The following is a 16,924-nucleotide window of genomic DNA, read 5'->3' as shown; positions in this document are numbered from 1 at the left end:
TACATGCTGTCTGTAAAGATCTCTTCAGTACAGCAAAAGTCAAGTTAACTCAGTTTTTTCACCATCCAAGTCGATAGGGGTTGAAAGCCCAACTTATTGTACAAGGCGATCGCCGGTGTATTCTGACAAAAGACCTGTAGACTAATTTGCTGCTCTCCATGCTGCTTGGCGTAAAATTCCGCTTGCTCCATCAATGCCGAGCCGAGTCCTTGGCGGCGGTGTTCCGGTAAGATATAGAGCAGAAAAATATGGGTATGCTGCTGTCCATTCACCTGATCGACGGCTTTCCCCATCCATAAACAGCCAAGGGGTTGAGAACGAGGAGTCGAAGAGAGAAAATCGGAAATTTGCGGATCTTCCACCTTCTCTACCCACCAGAGGGGAGTGGTTTGGGCAAAGTGTAACTCGATCGCCTGATTTAAATGGGCAAAATCCTGTCCTGGAAATAACTCCCCATAGGTTTTGTGCATAAAACTAATCAGCAATTCGCGCTCCATCACCCATCCAGCGCGAATGCGATAGCCTGGAACCAATTCATTTTTTGCCATGTACAAAAGAGAAACAGATAGTCAACCTCCATCCTAGGCTAAAACTGAACCCTATACTTAGAAACCGGGTTTCTCACTTTACTATTCTTGAGATCCGCGCAATTTCAGCGTTTCTACTTGATGTTTGAGAGCCGATGGATCATCTGGGTTAATGGCAATGGCTCGATCAAAAGATGCGATCGCCTCATTAATTTGCCCCAGTTCCCGCAAGGCTAACCCGCGATTATCCCAAGCTTGATGATAATCAGATTTGAATTCAATGGCTCGATCCAAAGCGGCGATCGCCTCTTCACACTTCCCTAAGTTCAGTAGAGCAACCCCTTTATTTCCCCAAGCCTCATACAGTCCCGGTTGCAATTCTAAAGCTTTATCATAAGACTCGATCGCCGCTTGGGGTTGCCGCAACATCACTAAGGCATTGCCACGATTTAACCAAGCTTTATAAAGTCCCGGTTGCTGACTTAGGGCGCGATCCCAAGTAGCGATCGCATCCGCATATCGTCCCGCGTTAGCTTGTTGTATTCCCTCATTAAATAACAGCATGGCTTCATCCACAGTGCTATTGCCTTGACGTTGTTGATAAATTTGATAAAGCTGCCGATAAATTGCTTCCACAATTTCTTCAGGACTTTGGCTATTGATGCCCACTTGCTGCGAAAATTGCGCGATTAAATTAGGCATTTCCGTTAATTTTTCCAACAATTCATTCAGGCTAACCGTTTCTGTCCATTGTTTTCCATGGGCATTGTAGGCTAAGTTAATCACCGGTTGTTGCCGAAGATAATCTTCTAGGGAAGTAGCCGATTCAGGTTGAGGATCGCTCACTGGTTCAGATAGGGGTTGTGCCGGTGCTATCTCCCTCTCCCCTGGCGCATCTATCGGCGCTTCATTCACCAGTTCCGGGGTTTCTGGGGAATCATCCCATAAATCAGCCACCATTGCTGGGTAAAACAGAGGACTACTCTTAGAATCGCTTGAATTCACATTAACCGTATCAATGCCATCAACTTTTTCCTGTAGAAGTTCCGAAGAGATAGGGGGGACAACAGTCTTTGAAGCAGGAGGTGGAGATGGGGGAATTTCTGATGGGGTAGGCGCAGCATTGGCGGTTAGACTCGGACTCATATATTCCCATAAAGAACTGCCTTGGGAGCGTAAACGCAGTTGCAGTCCAATTTCATAAGTCGCTTCTCCTACCGGTTGCCATCGGGGGAGCGATCGCATCATTTCCCCAACTTTCATCATCTGATTGGCGTGCTGAGTTTGGGGCGATCGCATACCTAATAATCGAGCGCGATAGACTTTTAACCAATCTAGCCATCGATCCGAATTCGTGCGATCGCCTAATTTTTCAAAAAAGAGCGCCACCCTCTCCGCTTGCCATCCCTGGGCAACCCCTTCCATTAACTGGGAAAACAAAAACTCATAATCCGCATCACTCAGAGGCACAAGCACTGCTTCTGATAACGTCTGATGCGGATTGGATTGCGAAGAACTCCCCTGGGGAGGACTCCCGGTTAAAATCTTGTCTCCAGGATTAAAGATTTGCCCCAAGAAACTCTTAAACCATTGCCAAAGCTGCCTCATGATTGCCCCATCCTGTTGCACATTTAGCTTCTATGATAGATTAGCAGTTTTTGGAATTGGCTTGAGGTATTAGGGGTCGCTTTCAAGTTAAAACCAGTTGCAAGTCTTTTCAAACCCATTTGAGGGTAGGGGGCACAAACATAAAAGTGCCCCCGATTCAGTTTTCCAGATAGAAATTAACAGGAGACAGGGTTTAAGCTAACAATGACGTTCTCTGGCGAGAAACGCCTGTCTGAGGATTCATCTTCTGGTTTTTTATTGGGATCTGCTGTAACCAACAGACGGTTGGTTGGACAAACCTCCATTTCTCCAGCTTGCAGGGCATAGCGCCATTGTCGTCCTAACCGCCAAGCCCGAAATTTAAAAATATTCCATCGGGGATTAGAAGGATAAAGGGAAAACCCAGCTCTTAATGCAGGAATATGTTCTGGAGAAAGAGTTGTACGGACATTAATCGATTCCGTCAGTGGTATAACAGCAGCAGTGCGGTGTTTGATGGTCTGAGTCACTCATTGTACCCCCTGCTTGTTATTACCTATACTATTTTAGTGTACATTAGACAAAGCCATTTGACCATAGTTTAAAATCACCCCATTCCCCCATTCCCCCATTCCCCCATCCCCCCATTCCCCATTCCCCTATTCGCACCCAATCTCATATGAATATGGCTTCTTCGCCTGATTTTTCCCTCTCTTGCCCCATTCCCCTACAAAACTATCCCCAGGTGCTATTAGCCCATGGTGGGGGCGGTAAACTCATGCATCAGCTCATTGAGCAGATGTTTTTACCGGTTTTTGGCCGTGCTGAAGTTTCTCATGATGCCAGTGTATTTGCTGTGCCAGGCGATCGCCTAGCCTTAACCACAGACTCCTATGTTGTCCATCCCCTCATCTTTCCAGGGGGCGATATTGGCTCCATGGCGGTTTATGGAACAGTCAATGACTTAGCCATGGCAGGAGCAAGGCCCTTGTATCTGAGTGCAGGATTTATCCTAGAGGAAGGCTTATCGATGGAGACGCTCTGGCATGTGGTGCGATCAATGCAAGCCGCCGCCCAGAGAGCCGGAGTACGGATTATTACCGGCGATACCAAAGTCGTAGATCGGGGAAAAGGGGATGGTATGTTTATTAACACCTCTGGGGTAGGAGTGATTGAGTCGCCCACCGTCATTTCTCCTCAACAGGTGCGATCGCAAGATGCCATGATTATTAACGGAGATTTAGGCCGACATGGCATCGCCATCATGGCTGTGCGCGAAGGCTTAGAATTTGAAACCACCATCAAGAGTGATTCCGCTCCAGTTGCCGAGCAAGTGCTGCGGTTACTCGAAGCCGGGGTTAACCTTCACTGTTTGCGCGATTTAACCAGAGGAGGATTAGCCAGTACCTTAAATGAAATTGCCCTCAGTTCAGGATTGAACTTGCACATTGATGAATCCTTAATTCCGGTTCGGGAAGATGTGCGTGGAGCCTGTGAAATTCTCGGTTTCGATCCCCTCTATGTCGCCAATGAGGGGCGATTTATCGCCTTTATTCCCCAGTCAGATGTGGACTTAGCCCTATCCATCTTAAAAGAAACTTCAGAAGAAGATACCACTCCATCAGTGATTGGGGAAGTCAGAGAAGCATCTGCTTCTGAGTATTCCCCTCAAGTGAGTCTCAAAAGTCAGATTGGCGCGAGTCGGATTCTCGACTGGTTAAGTGGGGAACAGCTACCGCGTATTTGTTAACCAGTGAGCCATATTGACCCCCATCCCCCCATTCCCCCATTCCCCCATCCCCCATCCCCCATCCCCCCCTCTCAACTAATCAGCAGTAGCAGCCAAAACGCGATCGGCAATTTTATCGGGAACTTCTTGTAAATGGTCATACTTCCAATCAAAGAAACCCACCCCTAAGGTCAAAGAACGCAACTCAATAATAAAGTTTTGCATTTCCGCTTGGGGAAGATAAGCAGAAGTGCGATCCCATCCCTTCCAAGAGTCGAAGGGTTCATAACCGAGAATTTGGCCCCGATGACCACTAAGCAGTTGTAGAACCTTAGCCGTAAATTCCGTAGGTGCGGAAATAGTGATAGCTGCGATAGGTTCGAGTAGGGTAGGTAACCCTTGACTCATACCCGTAGTCATAGCTAACCGAGCCGCTTGTTTAAAGGCTTGCTCGGAACTATCCACACTGTGGTAACTGCCATTGGTGAGGGTAACACCCACATCAACGACGGGGAAGCCCAGAGGCCCTTGGCTGAGGTATTCCCGTACCCCCGTTTCCACACCAGGAATATACTGTTTGGGCACTACCCCACCAACGATCGTTTCATTAAAGCTAAAGCCATCTCCCCGATCTAAGGGCTGGATATTGAGGTAGACATCCCCAAATTGGCCATGGCCCCCACTTTGGTGTTTATAGCGGCCGTGAACATTGGCAACGGGTTTGCGGATAGTTTCCTTGTAGGCAACCTTGGGTAAATGGGTAGCCATGGGGAGGTTGTACTTACGGTTGAGGCGCTCTAGACTAACTTTGAGATGGATTTCCCCTTGTCCCCAAAGGATTACCTCGTGGGTATCGACCTGTTGTTCCCAATAGAGAGAAGGGTCTTCTTCCAGGAGTTTGTTGAGAGCTGGAGTGAGTTTTACTTCATCTTTGCGGTTTTGGGGAGCGATCGCCAGAGCATAGACTGGTTGGACAACATGGGCCTTCGGCATCGCTTCCACATCTTTAGTTGGCGAAAGGGTATCACCGGTGTATACGCCATCCATCCGGGCTAGGGCGACTATTTCTCCCATTCCAGCTTTAGGAACCGACTCTTGTTGTTGTCCGAATAGGCGATAAATTCCACCAGGACGCACCCCATTGAGGAATAAACCTTCAGTAATTTCTCCTTGCCAAACGCGAACCAGAGAGATTTTGCCCCCTTGGGGAGTGTAAAACGTTTTTAAGACTTGGGCAATGGGGGTATCGCTGGCTAAGTCAACGCCTCGCCGCTCTGAGGTGACATCCGGTGAGGGAGCCTCCCGTTTGAGGGCATCCAGGAGGGGACGCACGCCATGGCCTTCGGTAGCGACACCAAGGAATACGGGCACGATTAAATCGGCTCCCAATTCCATTTTTAGGTCTTTGATAATTTCTTCTTGGGGAGGTTCAATTTCTTCCAGGAGTTCTTCTAACAGATGGTCATCAAAGTCAGCTAGGGTTTCCAGCATCTGGCTTCTGGCTTGATGTTCAGCTTCTTTGAGGGATTCGGGAAGGGGAACGGGATCGGCGGGTGCATCGGGGTGATAATGATAGGCTTGTTCGCTTACGAGGTCGATATAGCCGATAATTTGGTCAAGTGCTGCGATCGGGAATTGGTGGGCGATGATGGGGCGAGAGGATACAGATTGCAGAGCAGTAAGTAGAGTGGAAAAACTGGTTAAACAGCGTTCTTCGTCGGTACAGACGCGATCCATTTTGTTGATGAAGACGAGATGGGGAATTTCCCAGTCATCTAGGAATTTGAAGAGGGGGGCAAGGGTGAGAATGCGATCGGGTTCAGCTTCGCAGACGATAATGGCTGCACCGACACCGATGAGAGCGTTGTAGGTTTCTTGGGCAAATTCTATGGAACCGGGACAGTCCAGAAAAGTGAAGTGAATGTCTTCGTAATCTGTGGAGGCTACATTAATTTCAACCGTCATTTGTTGCGATCGCGCTTCAGGCGATCCATCTCCGATCGTCGTTCCCTCTTTGATCGAGCCTTTGCGTGAGATTGCCCCACTAACATATTCCAAACTTTCGAGCAGCGTCGTTTTCCCACTCATGTATGGGCCAACAATGGCCACATTACGGGCCGCAAATACTCCTGTTTCTTTCATCAGATTCTCCTCAATTCTGTAAGGTAAAGGAGGGTGCGATGGACACTCCTGCTTATGGGAGGGCAGCACCATCGATTCGTTACATTAGAGGTTACCTCTTCTCGGTTGAGATTGAACCAATTGCAATCTCTTTTAAAGCAATTGGGCTAGTTTCTTGAACTAAAATGAACGAGTATGATTTTTAATAAATTTTAATGAATTTTTATCAATTTTTTACATCTTTTCGTAATCAATTCCCCATCTCCCCATCCCCCCATTCCCCCATCCCGACCGATCTTAAAACAATCTTTAGTTCCAACCCGGCAAGGGGTGTGCCACAATAATGAACGGTTTTCAACCAGAAATAGGACATTTTCAAGTTGGCTGATCTTCAATGGAATACCTCTATGAATACGCCTGGTTAATCCCCGTGCTGCCCCTAGTGGGCGCAATGCTGGTTGGCCTAGGTCTCATCTCCTTCAACAAAGCAACGAACGGCTTACGGCAGGCCAATGCTGTGGTGATTGTATCCCTATTAGGGGCTGCCATGGCAGGGTCTTTTGCCTTATTGTGGAGCCAAATTCAAGGCCATGCTGTCTATACTTACACCCTAGACTGGGCATCGGCTGGTGATTTTCATCTAACGATGGGCTATACGATCGATCCCCTAACTTCAGTGATGTTGGCGATCGTCTCCACTGTAGCTTTCCTGGTGATGATCTACACCGATGGCTACATGGCCCACGATCCCGGATATGTGCGCTTCTATTCCTATTTGAGCCTGTTTAGCTCATCCATGTTAGGTTTAGTCGTCAGTCCCAACCTGCTGCAAGTGTATGTCTTTTGGGAATTAGTGGGTATGTGTTCATACCTACTCATCGGATTTTGGTACGATCGCCCCGCCGCCGCCGAAGCCTGTCAAAAAGCCTTTGTGGTTAACCGCGTCGGTGACTTTGGCCTCCTCCTCGGTATCCTCGGCCTCTATTGGGCCACCGGTAGCTTCGAGTTTGAAGCCATGGGTGAGAACCTAGCCGATTTAATCTCAGAGGGCGTAATTTCTAGCTTTTTGGCTGGTCTATTTGCCATTTTGGTCTTTTTAGGCCCCGTAGCCAAATCAGCCCAGTTCCCACTCCATGTATGGCTGCCTGACGCAATGGAAGGCCCCACCCCCATCTCTGCCCTCATCCATGCTGCCACCATGGTAGCGGCTGGTGTGTTCTTAGTGGCTCGCATGTACCCCGTCTTCGAGCATACCCCTGTCGCCATGGATACAATCGCCTGGACAGGAGCCTTTACCGCCTTCTTAGGCGCGACTATTGCCATTACGCAAAATGATATTAAGAAAGGATTAGCCTATTCCACAGTTTCCCAACTGGGCTACATGATTATGGCCATGGGCATTGGAGCCTATAGCGCGGGATTATTTCACCTGATGACCCATGCTTACTTCAAAGCCATGCTCTTCCTCTGCTCCGGTTCCGTCATTCACGGCATGGAAGGAGTCGTCGGTCATGACCCCGTTTTAGCCCAAGATATGCGGTTAATGGGGGGATTGCGTAAATATATGCCTATTACCTCAACCACCTTTTTAATCGGTACTCTGGCCATTTGTGGCATTCCTCCCTTTGCGGGATTCTGGTCAAAAGACGAAATTCTCGGCAACGCCTTTGCCGCCAATCCCCTCCTGTGGGCCATTGGTTGGGGAACGGCTGGAATTACCGCCTTCTATATGTTCCGCATGTATTTCTCCACCTTTGAAGGCGAATTTAAGGGCAATGATGAAGCCATCCGCCAACAGGTGCGCGAGTCAGCCGGTGTTGCTGGTTCAGGGAGCCACGATCATCATGACGATCATGGACATCATCATGCCCATAGTCCCCATGAGTCCCCCTTCTCTATGACCTTTGCCCTGATGACGCTGGCCATTCCTAGCGTGTTAGTTGGCTTGGTGGGCACACCCTTTGCTAACTATTTTGAAGCCTTTATCCATGCTCCCGGTGAAACCTTCGACATGGCTGAAGCGGCGGCTGAGTTTGAATGGTCAGAATTTTTGCCCATGGCAGGAAGCTCGGTCGGTGTGGGTTTAATCGGCATTACCCTGGCATCCCTGATGTATCTGAGTCGTAAAATCGATCCAGGGGCGATCGCCAAATCCATTCAACCCCTGTATCAGTTGTCTCTTAACAAATGGTATTTTGACGAGATTTATGATTCCGTCTTTGTGATGGGAATGCGCCGGGTTGCCAGACAGGTGATGGAAGTCGATTTCCGAGTCGTCGATGGTGCGGTGAACTTAACCGGGTTTGTTACCCTAATTACCGGTGAAGGTCTCAAATATCTAGAAAATGGTCGCGCCCAATTCTATGCTCTCATCGTCTTTGGCGCAGTTTTGGGTTTAGTGATCTTCTCTGGAATCAGTTAATTGGGTAATGGGGAATAGGGAACAGGGAACAGGTAATGGGTAATAAGGTATTGGGAGTTCTCCATCCCCCCATCCCCCCATCCCCCCATCCCCCCATCCCCCCATCTCCCCATCTCCCCATCTCCCCATCCCCCTACCCCTACCTACTAAACACGCTATGACTGATATACCTTGGTTAACGATCATCATTCTGTTTCCCATTGCGGCTTCTCTACTGCTGCCGATTATCCCAGACGAGGAGGGGAAAACAGTACGTTGGTACTCTCTGATTGTCGGACTGATTGATTTTGCCTTTATTGTCTATGCCTTCTGCACGGGCTATGACTTAAACAACCCAGATTTGCAGTTAGTGGAAAAATATGCCTGGGTTCCCCAAATTGACCTCAATTGGTCAGTGGGCGCAGATGGCTTATCTATGCCTCTGATTATTCTCACGGGCTTTATCACCACTTTAGCCATGTTAGCCGCTTGGCCCGTGTCTATGAAGCCCAAGCTCTTCTACTTCCTGATGCTGGCGATGTACGGCGGACAAATTGCTGTATTTGCGGTTCAGGATATGTTGCTCTTTTTCCTGGTTTGGGAATTGGAGTTAATCCCGGTTTATCTGCTGCTCTCTATTTGGGGCGGGAAAAAACGGCTCTATGCAGCCACCAAGTTTATCCTCTATACCGCAGGTGGCTCCCTATTTATCCTGCTGGTGGCTTTGGCAATGGCGTTTTATGGGGATACGGTTACGTTTGATATGCAGGCGATCGCCGCTAAGGACTATAACCTAAACTTAGAACTCTTCCTCTATGCTGGCCTCTTCATTGCCTACGCCGTCAAACTCCCCGTTTTTCCCCTCCATACCTGGCTCCCCGATGCCCATGGTGAAGCCACAGCCCCCGTACACATGCTACTTGCTGGTATCCTCCTCAAAATGGGAGGCTATGCCCTCATCCGCATGAATGCCGGTATGTTACCCGATGCTCATGCCGTCTTTGCTCCCGTTTTGGTCATCCTAGGGGTAGTGAATATCGTCTACGCTGCCCTCACCTCTTTTGCCCAACGGAACCTGAAGCGCAAAATTGCCTACTCTTCCATTTCCCACATGGGGTTTGTCCTCATTGGCTTAGGTTCCTTTACCAACTTGGGACTCAGTGGCGCAATGCTACAAATGATTTCCCATGGCTTAATTGGGGCGAGTCTCTTCTTCCTTGTGGGAGCAACCTACGACCGTACCCATACCCTCATGTTGGATGAAATGGGCGGAGTTGGTCAAAAGATGCGGAAGATGTTCGCCATGTGGACAGCTTGCTCCATGGCTTCTTTAGCTCTGCCCGGTATGAGCGGTTTTGTGGCTGAGTTAACTGTATTTATCGGCTTTACCACCAGTGATGCTTACAGTTCCACCTTTAAGGTTTTGGTGGTCTTCCTGGCTGCCGTTGGCGTGATTTTAACCCCAATTTATCTGTTGTCCATGCTGCGGGAAATCTGCTATGGCCCAGAAAACAAGGAGTTAGTCGAACATGAGGTATTAGTCGATTCGGAACCCCGCGAGGTCTTTATTATTGCCTGTTTGCTGGTTCCCATTATCGGGATCGGACTTTATCCCAAAATTGTGACCCAAATTTACGATCCAACCACAGTCGAATATACGGCAAGGTTACGCAATGCAGTACCCACATTGGTTGAATCTTCATCGGTTGCGGTTCAAGAACTTCCTGGTGATATCGCTCAAGGGATGACTGCACCTCAGATTTAACTGAAATTAAAAATTTCCTCCTTTTCAAGCCAGTAGTGATTACTAACACTACTGGCTTCTTTAATTGTTAATTGTTAATTGTTAATTGATTCGCATAAACCCACTGATTCCGTCCCTGAGCTTTTGCCTGATATAGAGCTTCATCGGCAGATTTGAGTAACGCTACTGGCTCCATTTCTGGATAGGGAATACAGGTGGCTATTCCTAGACTTAAGGTCACCACTAGACTGACGCTGGAATTCCGATGGCCAATTTGCAAGACTTGCACTTGGTTTTGGATGTTTTGGGCAATAGCAATCGCTCCTGCTGCTGGAGTATTGGGCAGCATTACCACAAATTCTTCACCCCCATAGCGAGCGACTAAATCCGCAGGACGTTTAACCACTTTTTTAATGGCTAGAGCTACTTGTTTAAGACAATCATCTCCGGCTTGATGGCCATAGGTATCGTTATAACGCTTAAAGAAATCAATATCACACAAAATTAAAGAGAGCGGTTGTTTTTCTCTGGTCAATCGTTGCCATTCTTGGCAAAGGGATTGATCGAAATGACGACGATTAGCCAGTTGGGTTAATCCATCACTGGTGGCTAAACCATAGAGTTCTTGATTGGCTTTCTCTAGTTGTTGATAGAGAAACGATTGGTCGATGGCAATCGCCACTTGAGCTGCCAACTGTTTAAGCAAATCAATATCTAATTGTTTCCAATGTTGGTGATGGGCGATCTCCCCCAGGGATGGATCGCATTCATGGACAATTAAGAGTCCCCAAAGATAATGGGATTTATGGGCTTCATCCTCTAGATGGCAGAAGGAAAAAGGGCGATCGTTATGAGTCGGTAGGGCGGTTAAAATAATGGGTACACTCAGTTGTGCTTGGACTTGAAAAGCTTGCAATAATTGGCAATACGCAAGATCTAAGCCCGCTTTGGATATATCTTCAATTACTTGAATCTTACCTTGACAATAGTGTTTCAACCATTCCGGAGAAAAAGTCCGTAAATTACTCATTTTCCAGCCTAACATTGAGGCAGTCCCTAAACGGCAAGATTCGGCCATAACGACACCACTAGTATCGGCATTAAAGCGATAAATGATTGCTCGATCGCTATTTAAGATTAACCGAACTTCGGATACCGTAGTCTCTAGAATTTCTTGTAAATTTAGGCTTTGACGGATTTTTTGAGTAATGATCCGCATCAATTTTTCTCGTTCTGCCTGCTTGGTTAAGGCTAAATCGGCGAGTTTTTGAGCCGTAATATCACTATAACTTAAGATATTGCCATATCCCCTGAGAGCCATAGGATAAACATCTAGTTGTAACCAAGTCATTTCCCCAGCAGGACTTAAAATCCCAGCTTCATAATGTTGATTTTTTTGCCTGTCATATTCTGCTTCTGAAAAAAAGATAACTTGCTCAAAGGTTTCATAAGACCATTGCTCAATTTGGTCTTTAGGAACGCCTAAAATGGTTTCAGCAGCAGCATTGATTTCTATAAATTTTCCCTGTTCATCAGTGAACACAATACCAATGGGGAGGAGGTCAAAGAGGGTTTGGTATTTTTGCTGACTGGGGGAGATTTCTTGAATGAGGATGATACCAAAAGGGATGGATTCAGGGGCGATTGCTTGGGAAAAAGAGCCTTGATAGAGGCGATCGCCAACGGGCCATATTTGCGATTTATCTTGTTCTTTACCCTTGAGTAAGCATTGGATTAGGGGATCGAATGCATCGGAGTTGTCCCCGGTTTGCCAAAGTTCACCCATGCGTAAGACTTCTTGGTCGCGATCTAAGATCGCAATTGCTACATGGGGTAACTGGGCCAAAACCGAAGATAATAGGGGTTTTACACAGGATAACCAGCTTTCAAGGGGATCGGGGAGATCGACTGGAGGATAAACGCTTGTGGTAAACCCTTGGAGCATACTTGGGTAGTGAACTCCACTACCAGAATTTACTCGATCGGTACTGAGTAGTCGCACTTGAGTTTGTACCCATTGAATTTGTCCGGTGCGGGTGAGAATACGGTAACGGAGTTTGAGCAGAGATGGGTTATGGTGGGAGAGATGGGTAAGCTGCTGTTGAACACCTGGCCGGTCTTGAGGATGAATCAGATCCAGCCAAAAATGGGGATTTTCCTGGAATTTCTTGAGGGGATAATGGGCGATCGCTTCAATCTGTGGACTGATCTCTTGCAGATTGAGGGTGACGGGATGAGCTGACCACAAAACTCCCTCAATCCAGTCTAGTTGAGTGTGGTTAGAGTTCAGGCTAAGGGGTATTTGTCCAAAGCTGATGGCGGTTTTAGCAGAGGGGGAGGAAGGGAAAGATGTAGGATCGTTTCGGGTTTCATGATCAGTCATGTTAAAAGATGACACAACAACAACAAGTAATACAATGGGATTTAAGGGGATATTTGTACTATAGTGTCTGCAATTCTCCGATGTGGCGATTGTCAAGTAAACTTCATGAAGGATTGAATGAGAGGGGAAGGGTGACTCAGAGGAAGGGTGAGGGATTGGTCAAGGATTAGAGGTAGATTTTAAGAGGTATCAACTGTACAACCGGGTGATGCTATGTTAAGAGGAAGTATCGATCGAGGCTAAGGGAGAAAACTTAGGGTCTAATGATAAATGTGTTCCTGGCAGAGCAATTGATTCAGTTGATTAACCAGAAGACGGGATTGGCGATCCGGGATAAAGATCGGGAGCGGTTATGTGAGAACATTATTGACCGGACTCGGTGTTTACGGATGCCTTCAGTTGACGATTATTATCGATTGTTGACCAATCGCAGCGATCGCAGCGATCAAGAGTGGGAGACTCTGATTGATATCCTGACGACGGGAGAAAGTTATTTTTTCCGAGATCAGGGACAAATTCAGCTCCTGCGTAACGATTTACTGCCAGAGTTGATTCGTAAGCAACGGTATCAGGATGAGGAGCAAAGAGGCGATCGCCCCAGTTTAAATATTTGGAGTGCTGGATGTTCTACAGGAGAGGAAGTTTATTCTTTAGCTATTTTGCTCATGGAGTTGCTCCCGGACTGGAGAAATTGGCATCTGCGAGTTCTCGGAACCGATATCAATGCTCTGGCGATCGCTAAAGCTAAAACAGGATTATACAATGATTGGTCATTTCGATTGGTGGAACCCCGATTAAAAAATTCCTACTTTCAAGCTCAAAAAGGATACTGGAAAATCAATTCAGATGTGCAAAAAATAGTTGATTTTCAAACCCATAACCTGAGTCTAGATTCTGTCCCCAAACACAAGGGTCAACCCATAAGTTTTGATTTAGTCATCTGTCGTAATGTATTTATCTACTTGACCAAAGAAGCGATTGATATTTGTTTGGAAAAATTCTGCCATGCTCTCAAAGATAATACCTATTTGATCACCAGCCACACAGAACTATATGGCCATAACTTAAATTGCTTTCAAGTTAAAGTTCTTCCCGAATCAATTGTTTATCAGAAAAAATGTTCTTTGGGCAAAGAAAATCATCTTTATCCAAAGAAAAAAAGCAACTCTTTTGATCGCTACTTACCCCATCAACCGGTTTTTCCTTTGCCCTTTCCTCCCGCTCAAGGGAATCAAGGCTTACCCTCTAACCCTTCCACAACCCCTTACCCGCTAAAATCCTATGCTTCAAAACCTCCTGTAGTCCGTAATTTACCTCCAAAAAACAATCAGAAAAGCCAAGAGCTAGAACATCTGTTTAATCAAAAAGATTATACAAATATAATCAAAAAATCCCGGATATACTTACAGGAGAATCCCAAGGACTTTGTTACCTTACTGTCCATGGCTAAGTCCTATGCTAACTTAGGCCAATTAGATTTGGCCATTCAGTATGCGAATGAGTGTTTATCCGTTAGCGCTTTTGCCATCGATCCTTATTATTTACTCGCCCAAATTGCCGAAGAAAAAGGGGAACTAGAGCAAGCAAAATTATACTTAAAACGGATCATTTATCTAGAACCGAAGTTAATCTCTGCTTACTTAGATTTGGGTTCGCTCTACGCTCAACAAGGAAATAAAATACAAGCCCGTAAGTTTTGGAACATTGCCCTAGACTTATTACAAAAACATCCCCAAGATGCTAAAATAACAGCATCAGAAGACTATTCTAATGAAGAATTGTTGATGTTTATTAAGAAGTGCTTAAAAGAACTTCAATAAAGTTCAGAATGGTGAGTATGGAAAAACAACCGTTTATTACTTTTAGCCTGAACGGTTCACGCTACGGGATAGATGCTCTCTATGTAGAAGAAATTTTCTTCTTACCGGAGTTAACCCCAGTCACTGAAGTTGCACGAGATATTGCTGGAGTTCTCAATCTCAGGGGTGAAATTATTCCCGTTATGGATCTTGAGTGTAGACTCGGATATGCAGTTCAGGAATACAAAGTCAGTGATAGTGTAATCGTCTTGCATTATGAAGACATGCGAATGGGTATTATTGTTAATCAAGTCCATGAAGTGGAGATGATTGATATATCGCAAATTTCAACTCAATTTTCCCAGAGACGACTAAACCGTACTCTCGGCAAAAAAAAATCCCTTCATTTGCTCTCCCTTACCCCTTGTTTACAGGGACTAGCTCAAGTCGATCAAGATATTATCATGGTTTTAAATGCTGAAGCCTTGATTCAACCAGTTGAAAATATCGATCTGACTCCTGTTGATTCAGAGATTCAAGAAGAAGAAGCAGCCGATGCTGAAAATGAGACGATTTATACCCTAAATCGGCCTTTATTTTGCCCCCATGCTAATGAAAAAGAGCGAGAAATTTTTCGCTCTAGGGCGAAAAACTTAAGAGAGACTCTAGCTCATGAAGATCTAAAAGGCTTAATGCCGATTGCGGTGATTGGCTTAAATGAAGAGTATTTTGGTATAGATTTAGAATTGGTGCGAGAATTTACGCCTATTGAACGAGTCACCCCCATTCCTTGCTGTCCTAGGCATATTGTGGGCAATATTAATCTCCGAGGTGAAATTGTTACCTTAGTGAATATTGGCTCTGTTTTAAATCTAAACTATGATCGGGTTCCTGTGCGAGCAGTGGTGGTTTCTACCGAAGGCTTAGTGGTTGGTGTAGTTGTTGATGAAGTCTTTGATGTCATCTACTTATCCAAATCCCAAATTAAACCGATTCCCACAGCAGTGCATGTAGTCGATGAAGAATATCTAAGAGGAACAGTTACTTACGACAAAAAAATGATGGGATTACTCGATTTGAAAAAAATTTTGAGCCGATCAGAATTAAGGGTAAATGAAGCTAGTTAATTATATTTTTGAGGAGAAGATATAGATGTTTTCTAATTTAAAACTAAGAGAAAGACTGCTGTTTAGCTATGCCATACCTATTGGTTTTACAGCGTTAGTTTCAGGCTGGGTTTATGTGACAGCAGAGCAGGTTTTTGATACATTTCAAACGGTGGAGCGAGTTCAAAAAATCATTATAAATATTGGGAGTTTAAGCTTGAATGGACAGGGAATAATTCGCAGCAGCAGAGGATATCTGGCGGTTGAAAATTCCCAGTTTTTACAAGAATATGAACAATATTCTCGTGAGTTTGATGCGGTGGCGATGGATTTAAGGGCTGTGGTAGAAGATCCGGAGCAAGAAGTTCGTTTAAATGAGATGATCGATCTGAAAAATCAATATCAACTGTTTTCAGATCGGACACATACTTTAATCAATCAAGGGAAAAAGAATGAAGCAATTGCCCTGTTTAATTCTGGTCAGGGTACGGAGTTTGTAACAGTATTCGATCAGTTAGCCAATCAATTTTCGGCGGTGGAAGAAGATGTTCTCAAGTTAGAAACTCAAAATGCAACTGATGCTCTGAATACATTGATTTGGGTGATTTCTTTAGGAACGATTTGTTTAATTGTGGTGACGGTATCTTTCGCCTTGTGGATTGCTGGGGGATTGGCTAAGGTGATTAATCAATCTACAGAAGAAATTGCCTCTTCTTCTTCAGAAATTGCGGCTACGGTGGAGCAGCAAGAGCGGACAGCGACTCAACAGGCTTCTTCGGTGAATGAAACGACGACAACGATGGATGAATTGGGGGCTTCTTCGCGCCAGGTTTCGGAGCAAGCGGAAGCATCGGTATCGGCGGCTCAACAGGCGTTGGCGTTGGCCCAAGGGGGCAGTCAAGCAGTGGACAATACTCTGCAAGGGATGGAGGATTTACGGGAAAAGGTGAGTGCAATCGCCCAACAAATTGTTTTGCTCAGTGAACAAACCGGACAAATTGGTAATATTTCCGCTTTGGTGAGTGATCTAGCTAATCAGACGAATATGTTAGCCCTCAATGCTGCGGTAGAAGCAGTACGGGCGGGAGAACATGGTAAAGGCTTCGCTGTCGTCGCTAGTGAAATCCGTAAATTAGCCGATCAAAGTCGCAAATCAGCCGATAAAATTAATGCCTTAGTAATGGATATTCAAGGGTCGATTAATTCAACGGTGATGGTGACGGAAGAAGGAACAAAAACGGTGACGACTGGGGTAGATATTGCCCAAAAAACGGCTCAAGCCTTTAGTGGAGTGGCTGAAGCGATTAATGATGTGGTGTTGAATAACCAGCAAATCTCTTTAAACATCAAACAGCAGGCGATCGCCATTCAACAAGTGGTAGAAGCTATGAATGCCATTAACCAAGGAGCCAAAGAAACCGCCACCAGTATCTCCCAAACCCGCATCGGCACACAAAAACTCAACGAAGCCTCCTTAAGCTTAAAAAGCATTATTTAGGAGAATTTCGCACTCCTATTTGAGTGATC

11 protein-coding genes are annotated in these 16,924 nt (G+C 45.9%); 6 read left to right on the top strand and 5 right to left on the bottom strand.

Annotated elements, in window-relative coordinates; all coding sequences use genetic code 11:
* Window positions 1-44 precede the first annotated feature (44 nt).
* From AC3FZD_RS15455 to AC3FZD_RS15445, 3 genes are all read right to left on the bottom strand, one after another.
* On the bottom strand, window positions 45-548 hold the full coding sequence (locus AC3FZD_RS15455; protein ID WP_488736891.1) for a GNAT family N-acetyltransferase: 504 nt from the start codon (window positions 546-548) through the stop codon (window positions 45-47).
* Between the two features lie 81 nt (window positions 549-629).
* On the bottom strand, window positions 630-2,135 hold the full coding sequence (locus AC3FZD_RS15450; RefSeq protein WP_488736890.1) for a tetratricopeptide repeat protein: 1,506 nt from the start codon (window positions 2,133-2,135) through the stop codon (window positions 630-632).
* A gap of 176 nt (window positions 2,136-2,311) precedes the next feature.
* Window positions 2,312-2,644, bottom strand: a complete 333-nt coding sequence (locus tag AC3FZD_RS15445) for a hypothetical protein (protein ID WP_488736889.1) — start codon at window positions 2,642-2,644, stop codon at window positions 2,312-2,314.
* A 155-nt stretch (window positions 2,645-2,799) separates the two neighbouring features.
* Between AC3FZD_RS15445 and hypE the strand changes: the two genes are divergently transcribed.
* On the top strand, window positions 2,800-3,864 hold the full coding sequence (gene hypE / locus AC3FZD_RS15440) for a hydrogenase expression/formation protein HypE (RefSeq protein ID WP_488736888.1): 1,065 nt from the start codon (window positions 2,800-2,802) through the stop codon (window positions 3,862-3,864).
* Between the two features lie 75 nt (window positions 3,865-3,939).
* Here the strand turns inward: hypE and AC3FZD_RS15435 are convergent, their stop codons facing one another.
* The gene (locus AC3FZD_RS15435; protein WP_488736887.1) at window positions 3,940-5,985 is read right to left on the bottom strand and encodes an elongation factor G; all 2,046 of its coding nucleotides are present in this window, start codon (window positions 5,983-5,985) and stop codon (window positions 3,940-3,942) included.
* A gap of 373 nt (window positions 5,986-6,358) precedes the next feature.
* Here AC3FZD_RS15435 and AC3FZD_RS15430 point away from each other — a divergent pair, with 373 nt between their 5' ends.
* Entirely contained in the window at window positions 6,359-8,386 is a 2,028-nt protein-coding gene (locus AC3FZD_RS15430; RefSeq protein ID WP_488736886.1) for an NAD(P)H-quinone oxidoreductase subunit 5, read from the top strand.
* 157 nt (window positions 8,387-8,543) lie between these two features.
* On the top strand, window positions 8,544-10,130 hold the full coding sequence (locus AC3FZD_RS15425; protein ID WP_488736885.1) for an NAD(P)H-quinone oxidoreductase subunit 4: 1,587 nt from the start codon (window positions 8,544-8,546) through the stop codon (window positions 10,128-10,130).
* 67 nt (window positions 10,131-10,197) lie between these two features.
* Here the strand turns inward: AC3FZD_RS15425 and AC3FZD_RS15420 are convergent, their stop codons facing one another.
* Entirely contained in the window at window positions 10,198-12,492 is a 2,295-nt protein-coding gene (locus AC3FZD_RS15420; protein ID WP_488736884.1) for a diguanylate cyclase domain-containing protein, read from the bottom strand.
* A gap of 263 nt (window positions 12,493-12,755) precedes the next feature.
* Between AC3FZD_RS15420 and AC3FZD_RS15415 the strand changes: the two genes are divergently transcribed.
* The 3 genes from AC3FZD_RS15415 to AC3FZD_RS15405 are packed head-to-tail and all read left to right on the top strand — an operon-like array spanning window position 12,756 to window position 16,895.
* A complete protein-coding gene (locus AC3FZD_RS15415; RefSeq protein WP_488736883.1) occupies window positions 12,756-14,312 on the top strand; it encodes a CheR family methyltransferase in 1,557 nt (518 codons plus the stop codon).
* 17 nt (window positions 14,313-14,329) lie between these two features.
* Window positions 14,330-15,418, top strand: coding sequence for a chemotaxis protein CheW (locus AC3FZD_RS15410; protein WP_488736882.1), 1,089 nt, complete (start codon window positions 14,330-14,332; stop codon window positions 15,416-15,418).
* A gap of 25 nt (window positions 15,419-15,443) precedes the next feature.
* A complete protein-coding gene (locus AC3FZD_RS15405; protein ID WP_488736881.1) occupies window positions 15,444-16,895 on the top strand; it encodes a methyl-accepting chemotaxis protein in 1,452 nt (483 codons plus the stop codon).
* The last annotated feature ends 29 nt before the right edge of the window (window positions 16,896-16,924 follow it).

Source organism: Roseofilum sp. KMC-1 (genome assembly GCF_057802075.1).
The sequence above is the reverse complement of the archived record's forward strand: the minus strand, read 5'-3'. Positions and strand labels throughout refer to the sequence as shown.

What these genes read in the sequence shown, in the direction of transcription:
- AC3FZD_RS15455 (WP_488736891.1), bottom strand. Translation starts at nt 548, where the DNA reads ATGGCAAAAAATGAATTGGTTCCAGGCTATCGCATTCGCGCTGGATGG.
- AC3FZD_RS15450 (WP_488736890.1), bottom strand. Translation starts at nt 2,135, where the DNA reads ATGAGGCAGCTTTGGCAATGGTTTAAGAGTTTCTTGGGGCAAATCTTT.
- hypE (WP_488736888.1), top strand. Translation starts at nt 2,800, where the DNA reads ATGGCTTCTTCGCCTGATTTTTCCCTCTCTTGCCCCATTCCCCTACAA.
- AC3FZD_RS15435 (WP_488736887.1), bottom strand. Translation starts at nt 5,985, where the DNA reads ATGAAAGAAACAGGAGTATTTGCGGCCCGTAATGTGGCCATTGTTGGC.
- AC3FZD_RS15430 (WP_488736886.1), top strand. Translation starts at nt 6,359, where the DNA reads ATGGAATACCTCTATGAATACGCCTGGTTAATCCCCGTGCTGCCCCTA.
- AC3FZD_RS15425 (WP_488736885.1), top strand. Translation starts at nt 8,544, where the DNA reads ATGACTGATATACCTTGGTTAACGATCATCATTCTGTTTCCCATTGCG.
- AC3FZD_RS15420 (WP_488736884.1), bottom strand. Translation starts at nt 12,492, where the DNA reads ATGACTGATCATGAAACCCGAAACGATCCTACATCTTTCCCTTCCTCC.
- AC3FZD_RS15415 (WP_488736883.1), top strand. Translation starts at nt 12,756, where the DNA reads ATGATAAATGTGTTCCTGGCAGAGCAATTGATTCAGTTGATTAACCAG.
- AC3FZD_RS15410 (WP_488736882.1), top strand. Translation starts at nt 14,330, where the DNA reads ATGGAAAAACAACCGTTTATTACTTTTAGCCTGAACGGTTCACGCTAC.
- AC3FZD_RS15405 (WP_488736881.1), top strand. Translation starts at nt 15,444, where the DNA reads ATGTTTTCTAATTTAAAACTAAGAGAAAGACTGCTGTTTAGCTATGCC.